The sequence below is a fragment of the Chromobacterium sp. CCUG 76385 genome, assembly GCF_059916625.1.
This window is the reverse complement of record NZ_JAUCGU010000018.1, coordinates 37,511-51,791: the sequence shown is the minus strand read 5'-3', so window position 1 is coordinate 51,791 and position 14,281 is coordinate 37,511. Positions and strand designations below refer to the sequence as shown.

14 protein-coding genes are annotated in these 14,281 nt (G+C 64.1%); 5 read left to right on the top strand and 9 right to left on the bottom strand.

What is annotated here, in order from left to right:
* Positions 1 to 28: 28 nt before the first annotated feature.
* Positions 29 to 1,369, bottom strand: a complete 1,341-nt coding sequence (gene aptA / locus QUG01_RS12720) for an omega-aminotransferase AptA (protein ID WP_500830472.1) — start codon at positions 1,367 to 1,369, stop codon at positions 29 to 31.
* Between the two features lie 99 nt (positions 1,370 to 1,468).
* Between aptA and QUG01_RS12715 the strand changes: the two genes are divergently transcribed.
* Positions 1,469 to 2,377 (top strand): LysR family transcriptional regulator, encoded by a 909-nt coding sequence (locus QUG01_RS12715; RefSeq protein ID WP_500830471.1) that lies wholly within the window; start codon positions 1,469 to 1,471, stop codon positions 2,375 to 2,377.
* Between the two features lie 10 nt (positions 2,378 to 2,387).
* On the opposite strand, the gene QUG01_RS12710 is transcribed toward QUG01_RS12715, so the two are convergent.
* A complete protein-coding gene (locus QUG01_RS12710; protein ID WP_500830470.1) occupies positions 2,388 to 2,690 on the bottom strand; it encodes a hypothetical protein in 303 nt (100 codons plus the stop codon).
* Positions 2,691 to 2,717: 27 nt separating this feature from the next.
* On the bottom strand, positions 2,718 to 3,074 hold the full coding sequence (locus QUG01_RS12705) for a DUF1304 domain-containing protein (protein ID WP_500830469.1): 357 nt from the start codon (positions 3,072 to 3,074) through the stop codon (positions 2,718 to 2,720).
* A 96-nt stretch (positions 3,075 to 3,170) separates the two neighbouring features.
* Between QUG01_RS12705 and QUG01_RS12700 the strand changes: the two genes are divergently transcribed.
* The 4 genes from QUG01_RS12700 (at position 3,171) to QUG01_RS12685 (ending at position 5,803) form a co-directional block, all read left to right on the top strand.
* Entirely contained in the window at positions 3,171 to 3,686 is a 516-nt protein-coding gene (locus QUG01_RS12700; protein WP_500830468.1) for a methylated-DNA--[protein]-cysteine S-methyltransferase, read from the top strand.
* Between the two features lie 184 nt (positions 3,687 to 3,870).
* Positions 3,871 to 4,143 carry a hypothetical protein gene (locus tag QUG01_RS12695; protein ID WP_500830467.1) on the top strand — a complete coding sequence of 91 codons (273 nt, stop codon included), beginning with the start codon at positions 3,871 to 3,873 and terminating at the stop codon, positions 4,141 to 4,143.
* A 37-nt stretch (positions 4,144 to 4,180) separates the two neighbouring features.
* Positions 4,181 to 5,044, top strand: a complete 864-nt coding sequence (locus tag QUG01_RS12690; protein ID WP_500830466.1) for a sensor histidine kinase — start codon at positions 4,181 to 4,183, stop codon at positions 5,042 to 5,044.
* Positions 5,045 to 5,056: 12 nt separating this feature from the next.
* On the top strand, positions 5,057 to 5,803 hold the full coding sequence (locus QUG01_RS12685; protein ID WP_500830465.1) for a LytR/AlgR family response regulator transcription factor: 747 nt from the start codon (positions 5,057 to 5,059) through the stop codon (positions 5,801 to 5,803).
* A gap of 37 nt (positions 5,804 to 5,840) precedes the next feature.
* On the opposite strand, the gene QUG01_RS12680 is transcribed toward QUG01_RS12685, so the two are convergent.
* From QUG01_RS12680 to pflB, 6 genes are all read right to left on the bottom strand, one after another.
* Positions 5,841 to 7,490, bottom strand: coding sequence for a methyl-accepting chemotaxis protein (locus tag QUG01_RS12680; protein WP_500830464.1), 1,650 nt, complete (start codon positions 7,488 to 7,490; stop codon positions 5,841 to 5,843).
* 340 nt (positions 7,491 to 7,830) lie between these two features.
* Positions 7,831 to 8,259, bottom strand: a complete 429-nt coding sequence (locus QUG01_RS12675; protein ID WP_500830463.1) for a GNAT family N-acetyltransferase — start codon at positions 8,257 to 8,259, stop codon at positions 7,831 to 7,833.
* A gap of 47 nt (positions 8,260 to 8,306) precedes the next feature.
* Positions 8,307 to 9,971: a gamma-glutamyltransferase gene (gene ggt / locus QUG01_RS12670; protein ID WP_500830462.1), complete on the bottom strand. Its 1,665-nt coding sequence runs from the start codon at positions 9,969 to 9,971 to the stop codon at positions 8,307 to 8,309.
* A gap of 155 nt (positions 9,972 to 10,126) precedes the next feature.
* A complete protein-coding gene (locus tag QUG01_RS12665; protein WP_500830461.1) occupies positions 10,127 to 10,876 on the bottom strand; it encodes a copper homeostasis protein CutC in 750 nt (249 codons plus the stop codon).
* A gap of 125 nt (positions 10,877 to 11,001) precedes the next feature.
* Positions 11,002 to 11,781, bottom strand: coding sequence for a pyruvate formate-lyase-activating protein (gene pflA / locus QUG01_RS12660; protein ID WP_500830460.1), 780 nt, complete (start codon positions 11,779 to 11,781; stop codon positions 11,002 to 11,004).
* Positions 11,782 to 11,904: 123 nt separating this feature from the next.
* Complete coding sequence (gene pflB, locus QUG01_RS12655; protein WP_500830459.1) at positions 11,905 to 14,232, bottom strand: formate C-acetyltransferase; 2,328 nt, start codon at positions 14,230 to 14,232, stop codon at positions 11,905 to 11,907.
* Positions 14,233 to 14,281: the final 49 nt, after the last annotated feature.

The window sequence follows — 14,281 nt, the reverse complement described above, 5'->3', positions numbered from 1 at the left end:
AATCTCTTGCTGAATGAAAATCGTCGGATCAAGCCAGCTGGGACAGGGTCTCGCCTACGGCGTCGAACAAGCTGTCCAGTTCTTGCGGCGTGGCGGTGAACGGCGGGCCGAACTGCAGCGCGTCGCCGCCATAGCGCACATAAAATCCCTTGCGCCATAGCTTCATCGCCGCCTCAAACGGCCGGACAATCATGTCGCCGTCGCGCGGGGCCAGTTGCACCGCGCCGGCCAGGCCGCAATTGCGGATGTCCGCCACATGCGGCAGGCCCTGCAAACTGTGGATGCCGCGCTCGAAGTGCGGGGCAAGCTCCGCCGCGCGCGCCACCAGGTTTTCGTTTTCCAGCACGTCCAGCGCGGCCATGGCGGCGGCGCAGGCCACCGGGTGGGCGGAATAGGTGTAGCCGTGCGGAAACTCGACCGCGTATTCCGGCGTGTTCTGCGCCATGAAGGCTTCGTAGATTTCGCTGCTGGCGATGACCGCGCCCATCGGCACCGCGCCATTGGTCAGCTGCTTGGCGATGTTCATGATGTCCGGCGTCACACCGAAGTATTCCGCGCCGAACATCGCCCCCATGCGGCCAAAGCCGGTGATCACCTCGTCGAAAATCAGCAGGATGTTGTGCTGGGTGCAAATTTCTCGCAGCCGCTGCAGATAGCCCTGCGGCGGAACGATGACGCCGGCCGAGCCGGCCATGGGCTCGACAATCACGGCGGCGATATTGGACGCGTCGTGCAGCTCGATCAGCCGCAGCAAGTCATCCGCCAGCTCAAAGCCATAAGCCGGCATGCCGCGGCTGAAGGCGTTGGCCGGCAGCAGGGTGTGCGGCAAATGGTCCACATCCAGCAGCGGGCCGTACAGCTTACGGTTGCCATTCATGCCGCCCAGGCTGGTGCCGGCGATGTTGACGCCGTGGTAGCCGCGGGCGCGGCCGATCAGCTTGGTCTTGGACGCCTGCCCCTTCAGCCTCCAGTAGGCGCGCGCCATTTTCACCGCGGTGTCGGCGCACTCGGAGCCGGAATTGGTGAAAAACACATGGTTCAGCGCGCCCGGCGCCATCGCCGCCAGCCGCTCGGCCAGCTTGAACGACAGCCTATGGCCAAACTGGAAGCCAGGCGAATAGTCCAGCGTCGACAACTGGCGGTACGCCGCCTCGGCGATCTCCTTGCGGCTGTGGCCGGCGCCGCAACACCACAGGCCGGACAGGCTGTCGAAGATGCGGCGGCCGTCGGCGTCGGTCAGATAATTGCCCTCGCCGGCGACGATCCAACGCGGATCGCGCTGGAAATTGCGGTTGGCGCTGAACGGCATCCAGTGCGCGCGCAAGTCGAGATGGTCGAATTCGGAACAGGTGGTGAGCGGGTGGTTCATCGCGAGCCTCGCAGGCAGGAATATGGACACAGCATGCCGCGGACATTGCGTGAGTTAAATGCTATCTTTCTTACGTTCAGATTAAATAAAGTTCAACTTATGAAGCGCGCGCTAGGCCAGGTCAGCGATTTTGATATCCGGCTGCTGCGGCTGTTCCGCACCGTGGCGGAATGCGGCGGCTTCTCCGCCGCCGAAGGCGTGCTGGGCATCAGCCGCTCCGCCATCAGCCTGCAAATGGGCGATCTGGAAAAACGGCTGGGCATCCGGCTGTGCCAGCGCGGCCGCGCCGGCTTCGCCCTCACCGACGAGGGCCGCGAGGTGCTGCGCGCCAGCCAGACCGTGCTGGCGGCGCTGGAAGACTTCCGCAGCGAGGTCAACCTGTTGCACCGCCAGCTGCGCGGCGAGCTGAACATCGGCATCGTCAACAATCTGGTGACGCTGCCCAAGATGCGCATCACGCGCGCGCTGCAGGCGCTGAGCGAACAAGGCCCGGAAGTGCGGATCAATATCGGCATGATGACGCCCAGCGACATCGAAACCGGCCTGCTGGACGGCCAGTTGCACGCCGGCGTGGTGCCGCTGATCCAGCCCTTGTCCGGGCTGGACTACCTGCCGCTGTACGAGGAGCGCTCCCAGCTGTATTGCAGCCGCGAGCATCGGCTGTTTCCACAGCCAGATGAAGCCATTGGCGAGGCGGACCTCGCCCGCGCCGACGCCATCGTCCCCGGCTACCGGCTGCCGCCGCAAGCGCAGGCGCTGCAGCAGCGGCTGAAGCCGGCCGCCACCGCATCGGACCGAGAAGGCATCGCCTTCCTGATCCTCACCGGGCGCTACATCGGCTATCTGCCGGACCATTTCGCCGCTGGCTGGGTGGCGCAGGGCATGATGCGGGCCATCCGGCCGGACCTCTGCCATTACGACGCGCCGCTGGCGTTGGCGGTGCGCAAGGGGCGGCGCGCCAATCTGGTGCTCGAGCGTTTCCTGCAGGAACTGGAGCGAAGCAGCTGATGCTGCGAAATCAAGGGATGAACTGGCAAATTCGCGCAACCAAGCGCTCAAGGTCGTCATTCTTGAATTCGAGGCCGGATTGAGCATGGAATTCGCCGCCGCGAGATTCCACCACCAGCCACCTACCCAGCGGAAACAAGCCGAACAGACGCCGCCCCCGCATCAAGCGAACGGAGGCGATCTCCTCCAGCGCCACGCGCCATCGCACGGCATCGCCACGGAGCGCGGACACGCCATGCTCATCGAACACGATGTGCGCCGGCTTGAGCCTTCTGCCTGAAAACCGCCCCAAGATACTCATTTCCGGAACCATCCGCACTCCCCGCGACGCGCTCGCCGATCAAGCCAGCCACAGCAGCGCGATGCCCAGCGCCGCCGGCAGCCCCTGCACAAAGAAAATGCGCCGATTGACAGTCAATGCGCCGAACACGCCGGCCGCCAGCACGCAAGCCAGGAAAAACAGCTTGATCTGAAAACCCTGCGCGCCCAGCCACAGCCCCCAGGCCAGGCCGGCGGCCAGGAAACCGTTATACAGGCCCTGGTTGGCGGCCAGCGCCTTGGTGTCCTTGGCCCTTTCCGGTGTCAAGCGGAAGGTCTTCATCCCCAGCGGCTTGTCCCACAGAAACATTTCCAGCGCCAGGAAATACAGATGCAACAAGGCCACTACGGTGATCACCAGATTTGCCGCCATGCTCATAGGTCCGCCTCCATATCGCAAGCTCACCGGCGGCGCCATGCATGCCCGCCTCGATTCATTTAGAATACACGATACATCCCTTACCTCGTCTTGACGATGCCACCACACTCCGGCACTTGCCATGGCCTGATCGATACCCGCTTCGGCCCGGTCGCCGCCTGGCTGAACGCGCGCGGCGCGCTGATCCGGCTGATTTTCCATCCCAGGCCTGAACAGATGGCCGAACACGCCTGCCGGCGCGACGACGCCGCGCTGGCCGAGGTGGCGGGCCAACTGGCGGAGTACGAGTCCGGCGCGCGGCGCGATTTCGACCTGCCGCTCGACCCGCAAGGCACGCCGTTCCAGCAACAGGTGTGGGCGGCGCTGCGCCGCATCCCGTATGGCCACACTGTCAGCTATGGCGAGCTGGCCAAAGCTCTGGGCCATCCGGACGGCGCCCGCGCCATCGGCCGCGCCAACGCCACCAATCCCATCGCGCTGATCGTGCCTTGCCACCGCGTGCTGGGCGCCGACGGCAGCCTCACCGGCTACGCCGGCGGTCTGCCGCTGAAAGCCGCGCTGCTGCGCTTTGAGCTGGAGCGCACCGAGCCGCCGGGGCTGTTCAGCGCTTGAAGCGCCAGCTAGTTGCCGCCGCTATCGGCGGCGCCGTCCCAGCTCCTTTGATTTCACCCAGCGCGCTGCATTTCATCCCCGCCAAACGCGGCTCATACCCTTGATTGCGCAGTCCATCGCATGCCGATGTCGCCCCTCGATTCGCTCTCCTACAGTCACAGCACACACCAACCAGGAGAACATCATGACTTACCTCGACATCGCCTCAGCCTTGGACGCCCTCAACCAGTTCTGCCATCATATGTCCCTGTACTTCGCACAGGCGCTGAACGGATTGGCCGCCATCGAATGGGGGCATGCCGTCTCGTCCATGCTGCTGACCATTCTGGCCTGCAACGCGCTGATCGTGCCCCTGGTGCTGATCTGGCTGGCGGTGGACCTGACCCTGCCCAAGCTGAAGCAGTACCGCCAACGTCTGACCCTGCCGGCCCCGCGCAAAGAGGTGAAAATTGGATAATCAAAACCACGCAACGCCTTGGCGTGAAGATTTCAGCATGATCCTGAAAACCATAGAAAAGGGCTGGTGGGGCTTTGTCGACATGGTGGCGCGGCTGGGTTGGGGACGGCTGATGTTGACGCTGCTGCTGACCATGATGCTGGGCGGCATTCTGAATATCGAACACATGACGCTGCTGCTGTCCCTGGTCGCCATCCTGGTGAAGGTGCTGGCCATAGGCAAGCACCGGGCGGAACAGGAGGCGGACCGCGCCATCGCCCGCAGCGAAAAAGCGGAGCAGCAGGCCGAGCTGGAAGCGCTGCAGCGCCAGCTGGCGGAAACGCGCATGAGCGCGCTGCAGGCGCAGATCGAACCGCACTTTCTGTTCAACACCCTGTCCTCGGTGTGCCAGTTGATGGAAACCGCGCCGGACAAGGCGGTGGTCATGCAAAAGGCGCTGATCCGCTATCTGCGCTCTTCGCTGCCGGAATGGCGCGACTCTCCCGGCGAAACCAGCCTGGGGCAGCAAGTGGAATTGTCGCGCGCCTATCTGGAAATCATGCAGTTGCGGATGGAGGACAGGCTCAAGGTTTGCATCAAGGTGCCGCCGTCGCTGCAAAGCGCGCGTTTCCCGGTGATGATGCTGCAAACCTTGGTGGAGAACGCCATCAAGCATGGCCTGGAACCCAAGGCGGAAGGCGGCGCCATCGAGGTGGACGCCAAAGTGCTGGACGGCAAGCTGAGGCTGGCGGTGCGCGACGACGGCGTCGGCTTCCCGGACCAGCCCGGCCAGGGCATGGGCCTGACCAATATCCGCGAACGGCTGTCCCTGCTGTACGGAACCGAGGCCGAACTGGTGCTGGAAGCGCCGGAGGACGGCGGCACGCTCGCCACCATCGCCATGCCGTTTGCCCTGGTTTAACGAGGAAATACCATGAACGCGCTTAGCGCCTTGATCGCCGACGATGAAAGATTGATGCGGGAACAGCTGCGCATGGCGCTGGGCCGCGTCTGGCCGGAGCTGGACATCGTCGCCGAAGCCCAGGACGGGAGGCAGGCGGAGGAGCTGGCCCGCCAGCTGCAACCGGACCTGATTTTTCTGGACATCACCATGCCGGCGCAAAGCGGCATCGAGGCGGCGATCGCGCTAAACGGACAGTATCCCATCGTGTTCGTCACCGCCTACGATCAATACGCGGTCCAGGCCTTTGAGGAAGGCGCCATCGACTACCTGCTCAAGCCGGTGGAAGACGCCCGGCTGCTGCGTACGCGCCAGCGCTGGGAGCAGAAGCAGCCGCCGCTGCCGCAGGATTGGCAAAGCACCTTGTTGAAGCTCAGCCGCCAATTGGACAAGCCGGAATATCTGCGCTGGATACGCGCCTCGGTGGGCAACAGCCTGCGCCTGATCAGCATCGATGAGGTGCTGCTGTTCCAGTCGGACGAGAAATACACCCTGGTGCAAACCGCCAATTGCGAAGCGCTGATCCGCACCCCGCTGAAGGAATTACTGCCGCAGCTCGATCCGGAGCAGTTCTGGCAAGTGCACCGCGCCACCCTGGTGCGGGTGGCGGCGATAGAAGAAGTGCGCCGCGGCGAACGCGGCCTGCTGCTGAAACTGCGCGCTTACAGCCCGCTGGTGGAAGTGAGCCGCAGCTACGCGCACCTGTTCCAGCGGATGTAAGCCTGGGGGCTATTGACGTCCCAAACTTCAACAGTCCCTACTCCAGCTTGAACGCCAGCGTGGTCTGCTGCAGCCGCTCCGCCACCACCGCCAGCTCGCGCGTCGCTTGCGAGAACACATCCACGGCCAAGCCGTTTTCCTTGGACATCTCAGCGATGGACTCCACCCGGCCGGCCAGCTCGGTGCTGGCCTGGCGCTGCTCGCCCACCGCCATGGCGATCTCGCCGATGGCGGCCACCACTTCGGCGGCCCGTTCCTCCACCGTGCTGATGGTGGCGGACGCGCTTTCCGCCGCCACCACCACGTCGGACACGATCTGCCGACTGCCGCGCATGCCGTCCACCGCCACCCGCGCGCCGTCCTGGATCTTGCCTATCATATTGGTGATTTCCTGGGCAGAAGAGGTGGTGCGCTCGGCCAGCTTGCGCACCTCGTCCGCCACCACCGCGAAGCCGCGGCCCTGCTCGCCGGCGCGCGCGGCCTCGATCGCCGCGTTCAAGGCCAGCAGATTGGTCTGATCGGCCACATCCTTGATCACGGTGGCGATGCTGCCGATCTGCTGCGCCTGATCGGACAGCGATTCCAGGCTCTCGGCGGAATGCGTCACGCTGTCGTTGACTTTGCGCACCCGCACCGTGGACTCCTGCACCTCCTTGTTGCCGGCCTTGGCTTGCTGGCCTGCGTCCGCCGCCTGCTGGTTGGCCTGGGCGGCATTGCTGGCGCACAGGTCTATGCTGACCGTCAATTGCTCGATGGACGCCGCCGCGCTGGAGGTGGCGTTGACCTGCTGGCCTATGCTGGCGCTGACCTGTTCGGTCGACGCCGCCAGTTGCTCCGAGGTGGCCGCCACGCTGCCGGCGGAGCGGATGATCTCGCCCACCGTCTTGCGCAGCCGCTCCTGAGTATCCGCCAGCGATTGCATCATCGCGGCGATCTCATCCTTGCCTTTGGGAATAATCTTGCCGGTCAGATCGCCTTCGCCCATTTTCTCCATCGCCCGGGAAGCGTCTTGCAGGCTGCCCACGATGCCTCTTTGCACCATCAACCCCAATGCGACCAGTATGACCAAGCCCGCCACCAAAACGCCGATGGCGGTATTCCTCACGCTCTGGTAGCTGGCACGCGCGTCCTCCAGCCCTTTATCCGCCAGTTTGACATTGATGTCGGATAGCTGGGTCAGGATGTCGTTGGCGGCGGTGAACAGCGGACGGCACTGTTTGGCCATGATCTGCAAGGCTTTCTTGTTGTTTTCGCCGTTTCCCGTGTCGGTGTAGCTCAGCTCGCGCACCTGCTTGCACGGCCCTTCCATCGCCTCCCAGGCCGCGTCAAAACGCTTGAGGCCGTCCACTTCGGGCGGCGTCAGCTCCGTCTTGCGGTATTTATCGAGAAAGCCTTTCATCGCGGCCATAAACTTGTCGCGGTTGGCTTGCACCTGATCCATCTGCGACTTTTCCGTTTCCGCGATGAAGCGGTAGTCGGCGCGATTGACATAGGCGGCGTTCATTGAGGCCTGGCCCAGCCAATAAATCGGATTGATCATATTGTCGTGCATGTCAGTGGTGAGATCGAACATCTTCGACGCGCCGTTCATGCCGTTGACGCCGATGATCAGCGCGGACAGGATGCCAAGCAGGATCAAACCGAAAATCTTCAGCCGAATGCTGAATTGGGCAAGTAATTGGCTCACGCTACGCTCCCAGCCAGTTAGGTGGATACACATAGCGTTTTAGTCTCAATCAGAACCAATCACCAGTCATGATTTGCGCCGCGAAACCATGCGGCGCGGCAAGCGGGATGGTTGACGTTTGCCGCGCCGTCGCGAAAGACGCCCGGCCCTAGGGGCTGCTGACGTTTGCTGAGCGGTCGCGCCGGAGCGCATTTCACGACGATTCGAGGCGTTTCGCACGCCACATAGTCATTCTATGCCTGTGCGGAACAACGAAGAGTCGTCGCGAAAGGCGCCCGGCCCTGCGGGTTTGGCGAAGCGCGAACGCGATCCGCGCGGCAGGCGTCCACAGGCCATAGGCTCAATCCGCCCGCAGACGCTTGCGATAGAAGATGCGGCTATGTCCTGGCGGGTAGTCCTCCAGCTCGCCGAAGCGCTGATAACCGAGGCTTTCGTAGAACTTGGGCGCCTGGAAGCTGTGGGTATCCACCCACGCGCCAATGCAGCCGCGGGCGCGGGCCTCGGCTTCGGCCTGTTCCATCATTCGCCGCCCCAAACCCAAGCCGCGCGCGCCGGATGGCGCGGACAGCAGTTCGGTATACAGCCAGCCGCCGCGGGTATAGCCCCACAGGCCGCCCACCACCTGGCCGGCTTCATCCTCAATCCGGATCACCAGCGGCCTATGGTCGCTGGCACCAATCTGCGCCTCATTGTAGGCGATCAAGGGCGCCGCGATGGCGGCCCGGGTTTCGGCTGCCGCCGCATCGCTCAATACGGTTTGGTACTGCATGCTTCACTCGCTTTATTGTCGTTATCAAAAAAACAGGGGCCGCCGCATCAATCGCCGACGACGATGCCCATGCCGCGGCCGCGCGGGTCGGAGGCGGTTTCCGTCACCGCGCCGTCCACCCGCACCGCCTGGATGTCGCCCATGCGCCAGCCCTGGTCCTGCAGCGTGTAACCCAGCGCGCGCAGCTGGTCCGCCACCGGGCCGGACAAGGGCGCGTACTCGTCGTAATAGATGGTGTCCTTGGGCAGCAACTGGTGATGCACGCGCTGCGCCGCCACCGCCAGCTGCAGCGGCATGTCGAAATCGTACAGATTGTTCAGCACCTGGAAGAGGGAAGTGAAGATGCGCGAACCGCCCGGCGTGCCGATCACCAGCGTCACCTTGCCGTCGCGGGTGACGATGGTGGGCGTCATCGACGACAGCATGCGCTTGCCGGGCGCGATGGCGTTGGCGTCCTTGCCCACCACGCCGAAGGCGTTGGCCACGCCGGGCTTGGCGCTGAAATCGTCCATCTCGTCGTTGAGCAGGAAGCCGGCGCCCTTCACCACCATGCCGCTGCCGAAATCGAAATTCAGCGTGTAGGTGTTGGCCACCGCATTGCCCCAGCGGTCCACGATGGAGAAATGCGTGGTCTGGCGCGGCTCCAGCCCCGGCTGGATGTCCGGCGTGGCGGAGATCGCTCGCGGATTGATCTCGGCCGCGCGGCGCTTCAAGTAGCCCGCATCGATCAGCGCGGCCGTCGGCGCGGCCACGAAGTCCGGATCGCCGAGGTAGTCGGCGCGGTCGGCGAACACGCGCTTTTCGATCTCGGCCAGCAGATGGATGTAGCGGGCGGAGTTCAGCGCGACGCCGGCGAAGTCCGCCGCGCGGTTCTCCTTGATGCCCAAGAGCTGCGCCAGGGCCACGCCGCCGGAACTGGGCGGCGGCGCGGTATAGATGACATTGCCGCGCCAGTCTATCCGTATCGGCTCGCGCCAGCGCGCGCGGTAGTCCTGCAGATCCTCGGCCGAGATCAGGCCGTGATCGCGCCGCATCTGCGCCACCAGCAACTTGGCGGTCTGGCCCTGATAGAAATCGGCCGCGCCGTAGCGGGCGATGCGCTTCAAGGTGGCCGCCAGCTCCGGCTGGCGGAAGGTCTCGCCCGCCTTCATCTTGCCGAAGTACTGCGCGAAATTGGTCTTGCCGGCAAACAGTTGCACCGCCTCGCCGCGGTACTGGAACTGGCGGTCGGCCACGGTGAAGCCGCGCTCGGCGTAACGGATGGCCGGCTCGACCAGCTGGCTCCATTTGAGCTTGCCAAAACGCTGATGCGCCTGCCACAGCCCCATCACCGTGCCCGGCACGCCGGCGGCGCGGGCGCCGACCAAACTCATCTGCGGCCGCACCTTGCCGTCCGCGTCCAGGTACATGTCGCGGCTGGCCGCCTTGGGCGCCGTTTCGCGATAGTCGAGGAAATAAGGCTTGCCGTCCTGGTAGAGGGTCATGAAGCCGCCGCCGCCGATATTGCCGGCTTCCGGATAGGTGACGGCCAGGGCGAAGGCGGTGGCCACCGCCGCATCCACCGCGTTGCCGCCTGCCTTCAGCACATGCGCCGCCACCTCGGCGCCGTAGCGATCCGGCGACGCCACCGCGCCCTGGCCGGCAGAAGCCGGCAGGCCGCACAGCAGCAGACAGCCGACAGTGAGCAGACGAGTCAAGACTTCCGGGCGCATGCGATTTCTCCACGATTCAAATTGCCGACAACATGCTTATGCCATCAATTTCCACACCAAGACAAATTATTTTCATAATTTGACGGCGGCGCGCCTATCCCTGCCCAAGCAAAACGCAGCCGCTGCCGCGGCGTGTGCGGGCAGCCAATGCCTTATTAACGCGTCGCGCCGTCCAGCGCCGCGCGCAAGGCCTTCACCTCATCCACGGCCGTTTCCTGGCGCAGGTATTCGTCCGTGCCCGGCGCGCCCATGCTCAAGCCCGGCTGGCGGTAGCGCATGCCGCTGGCCACCTCGGCGCGCGCCGAGGCGTGGAATTCGCGGCAGCCGGTGCGGCGCGCCAGTTCGGCGACGTTGGCGGCGCGCACCCCGGCGCCCGGCATCACGATCAGCCGCTCTCCGGCCTGCTGGCGCAACAGGGCCAGCAGGTCTGCGCCGTCCAGCGCCGTGGCGGCCTGGCCGGAGCTGAGCAGCCGCGCGCAGCCGGCGGCGATCACCTCTTCCAGCGCGCTGATTGGATCGCGCGCCATGTCGAAGGCGCGGTGAAAGGTCACGCTCATCGTCCCGGCCAGGCCGACCAGCTCGCGCGTGCCCGGCCCGTCGATGTCGCCATCGGCCGTCAACATGCCCAGCACCACGCCGTTTACGCCCAGCTTGCGGCACATCTCGATGTCGCGGGCCATGGTTTCGAACTCCAGCGCCGTGTACAGAAAATCGCCGCCGCGCGGGCGGATCAAGACATTGAGGTCTATGCCCAGGCTATCCCGGGCCAGGGCCACCATGCCGTAGGACGGCGTGGTGCCGCCTTCCAAGAGGTTGTCGCACAGTTCGACCCGCTGCGCGCCGCCCTGCTGCGCAGCCAGACAGGATGCCAATGAGCCGGCGCAGATTTCCAGAATCCCTTGCATGACTTTCTCCTTTGCTTATCCAGTTTGACTGACCCTCCGCGCGCGGCAAAGGTGCCGGCCGGACGCAAAAAAAACGCCGGCATTCGATGCCGGCGGCGGTCAGGGAGAATGACGCGATGAAAAAATCAGGTGACTTTCAGCCCGCGGCTGGCGAACAGCGCGCGCGCGTGGGCGGCCTGCGCCGCGGTGGGAATCGGGGTATCGTTCAGCTGGTATTCCATGCCCAGCTGCGCCCACTTGTCCTTGCCCAATTGATGGAAGGGCAGTACTTCCACCCGCTCCACCAGATCGCCCAGTCCGGCCACATAATCGGCCAGCCGCTCGATGTCGGCGTCGCCGTCGGTGAGGCCCGGCACCAGCACGTAGCGTATCCACATTTTCTTGCCGAGCCGCTTCAGGCGCTGGGCGAAGTCCAGCGTCGGCTGCAAGGGCTGGCCGGTAAGCGCCAGGTATTTGTCGGGGTCGGAATGCTTGATGTCCAGCATCACCAGGTCTACATCGTCGAACCATTCATCCGACACCCGCTCGTGCAGGAAGCCCTGGGTATCCAGCGCGGTGTGCAGGCCGTAGCGTTGCTTGATCTGATGGAACAGCTCGCCGACGAACTCGTGCTGCATCAGCGGCTCGCCGCCGGAAATGGTGACGCCGCCGGCGAACTTCAAAAAGCGCGCGTAGGTGGCCACTTCGGACAGCGCCTGCTCCACGGTCACCTGGCGGCCGTTGTGCAGCTTCCAGGTATCCGGGTTGTGACAGTACAGGCAGCGGAACTGACAGCCCGAAACGAAAAACACGAAGCGCATGCCGGGGCCGTCCACGCCGGCGCCGCTCTCGGTGGAGTGCAGATAGCCTATGGTTTCGGTCTTGACGGATGCTTCGCTGTGGTCTGCGGCAATAGGTGGGGTCATGCCGTTTCTCCGGTGAATCTTGTGAAAAAGCGGGGCTTTCCTTCCGGACCGCCCCGCCATTGATGCGATGGTGTTTCCGCGCGGGCAAGCCCTGCGGCCTGCCCGCCCTACCTTCTTTTCAGCTTACATCTTGCCGTGGAAGGTGCGGTTGATCACGTCCAGCTGTTGCTCGCGCGTCAGCTTGACGAAGTTCACCGCATAACCGGACACCCGGATGGTCAGCTGCGGGTACAGCTCCGGATGCTCCATGGCGTCCAGCAGGGTTTCGCGCTTGAACACGTTCACGTTCACGTGGAAACCGCCGCCGGCGATGTTGCGCTCGCCGTCGCAATCGAACGGGGTGCAGTTGGCGCTGCTGAACTCGGTCGGGTGAGCCGAGCAGAAACCGTCCAGGCAGTTGGCCAGGTTCACGATGCGCTCTTCAGCGGTGTGGCCCAGCGCGTCCGGCGTGGCCGAAGCGGTCCAGCTGATGCCGTCCAGCGCGGAGTCGTACGGCAGCTTGGCCACCGAGGCGCCTGCCGCCACAAAGCCCTTCACATCGCGGCCGTTCATCGGGTTGGCGCCCGGGGAGAACGGTTCGCCGGCGCGGCGGCCGTCCGGGGTGTTGCCGGTCTTCTTGCCGTACACCACGTTGGAGGTGATGGTCAGCACCGACTGAGTCGGCTTGGAGTCGCGGTAGAAGTACGGCTGGGCCTTGATCTTGTCCATGAAGGACTGGGTCAGCCACACCGCGATCTCGTCCACGCGGTCGTCGTTGTTGCCGAATGCCGGGTATTCGCCTTCGATCTTGTAGTCGACAGCCAGGCCTTCTTCATTGCGGATGATGTGAACCTTGGCGAACTTGACGGCGGACAGCGAGTCGGCGGCCACGGACAGGCCGGCGATGCCGCAAGCCATGGTGCGGACGATGTCGCGGTCGTGCAGCGCCATTTCGATGCGTTCGTAGGCGTACTTGTCGTGCATGTAGTGGATGCAGTTCAGCGCCTTGACGTAGGTGGCGGCCAGCCAGTCCATCATCTTCTCGAACTTCGGCATCAGTTCTTCGTAAGTCAGCACGTCGCCGGTGATCGGCTCAAAGCCGTGGGCCACCACCGCGCCGGACTTCTCGTCGCGGCCGCCGTTGATCGCGTACAGCATGGCCTTGGCCAGGTTGGCGCGGGCGCCGAAGAACTGCATCTGCTTGCCGATCTTCATCGCCGACACGCAGCAGGCGATGCCGTAGTCGTCGCCCCAGTACGGCAGCATCAGGTCGTCGTTTTCGTACTGGATCGCGCTGGTATCGATGGACACCTTGGCGCAGAAGTTCTTGAAGCCTTGCGGGAAGCGGGTAGACCACAGCACGGTCAGGTTCGGTTCCGGCGCCGGGCCCAGGTTGTACAGGGTGTTCAGGAAGCGGAAGCTGTTCTTGGTCACCAGGGTGCGGCCGTCTTCGCCCATGCCGCCGATGGATTCGGTCACCCAGGTCGGGTCGCCGGAGAACAGTTGATCGTATTCCGGCGTGCGCAGGAAGCGGACGATGCGCAGCTTGATGACCAGATCGTCGATCATTTCCTGAGCTTGCTCTTCGGTCAGCACGCCGGCGGCGATATCGCGCTCGATGTACACGTCCAGGAAGGTGGACACGCGGCCGAAGGACATGGCGGCGCCGTTCTGCTCCTTAACCGCGGCCAGGTAGGCGAAGTAAACCCACTGGATGGCTTCGCGGGCGGTGGCGGCCGGGCGGCTGATGTCGTAGCCGTACTTGGCGGCCATCTGGCGCAGTTCGTCCAGGGCGCGGAACTGTTCGGACAGTTCTTCGCGTTGACGCATCACTTCGTCGGTGAAGGTCACGTCATTCAGTTCGGCGAACAGCTGCTGGCGTTCCTTGCGCAGGAAGTCGGTGCCGTACAGGGCCACGCGGCGATAGTCGCCGATGATGCGGCCGCGGCCGTAGGCATCCGGCAGGCCGGTGATCACGCCGGACTTGCGGCAAGCCATGATTTCCGGGGTGTAGACATCGAACACGCCCTGGTTGTGGCTCTTGCGATACTTTTCCCAGATTTCCTTGATCACCGGATCCAGCTTGAAGCCGAAGGCTTCCAGGCCGTTTTCGACCATGCGCAGGCCGCCGTTCGGCATGATGGCGCGCTTCAGCGGAGCATCGGTTTGCAGGCCGACGATCACTTCATTGGCTTGATCGATGTAGCCCGCGTCGTGAGCGGTAATGGAAGAGGCGCGGTCGGCCGAAACATCCAGCACGCCCTTGGCGCGTTCTTCTTTCAGCAGCACACCCAGGGTATCCCACAGCTTCTTGGTGCGCTCGGTGGCGCCAGCCAGGAAGCTGTCGTCGCCTTCGTACGGCTTGTAGTTCAGCTGGATGAAGTTGCGTACATCGACCTTGCTCTGCCACTCGCCAGCGACGAAATCGCGCCACGGGTTGGCTTGAGCTGCATTTTGAGTGATGGCGTCCATCTGGGGCCTCCTTACTTGGCTTGGTCCGGTAACGTGTTAGATATTGAAC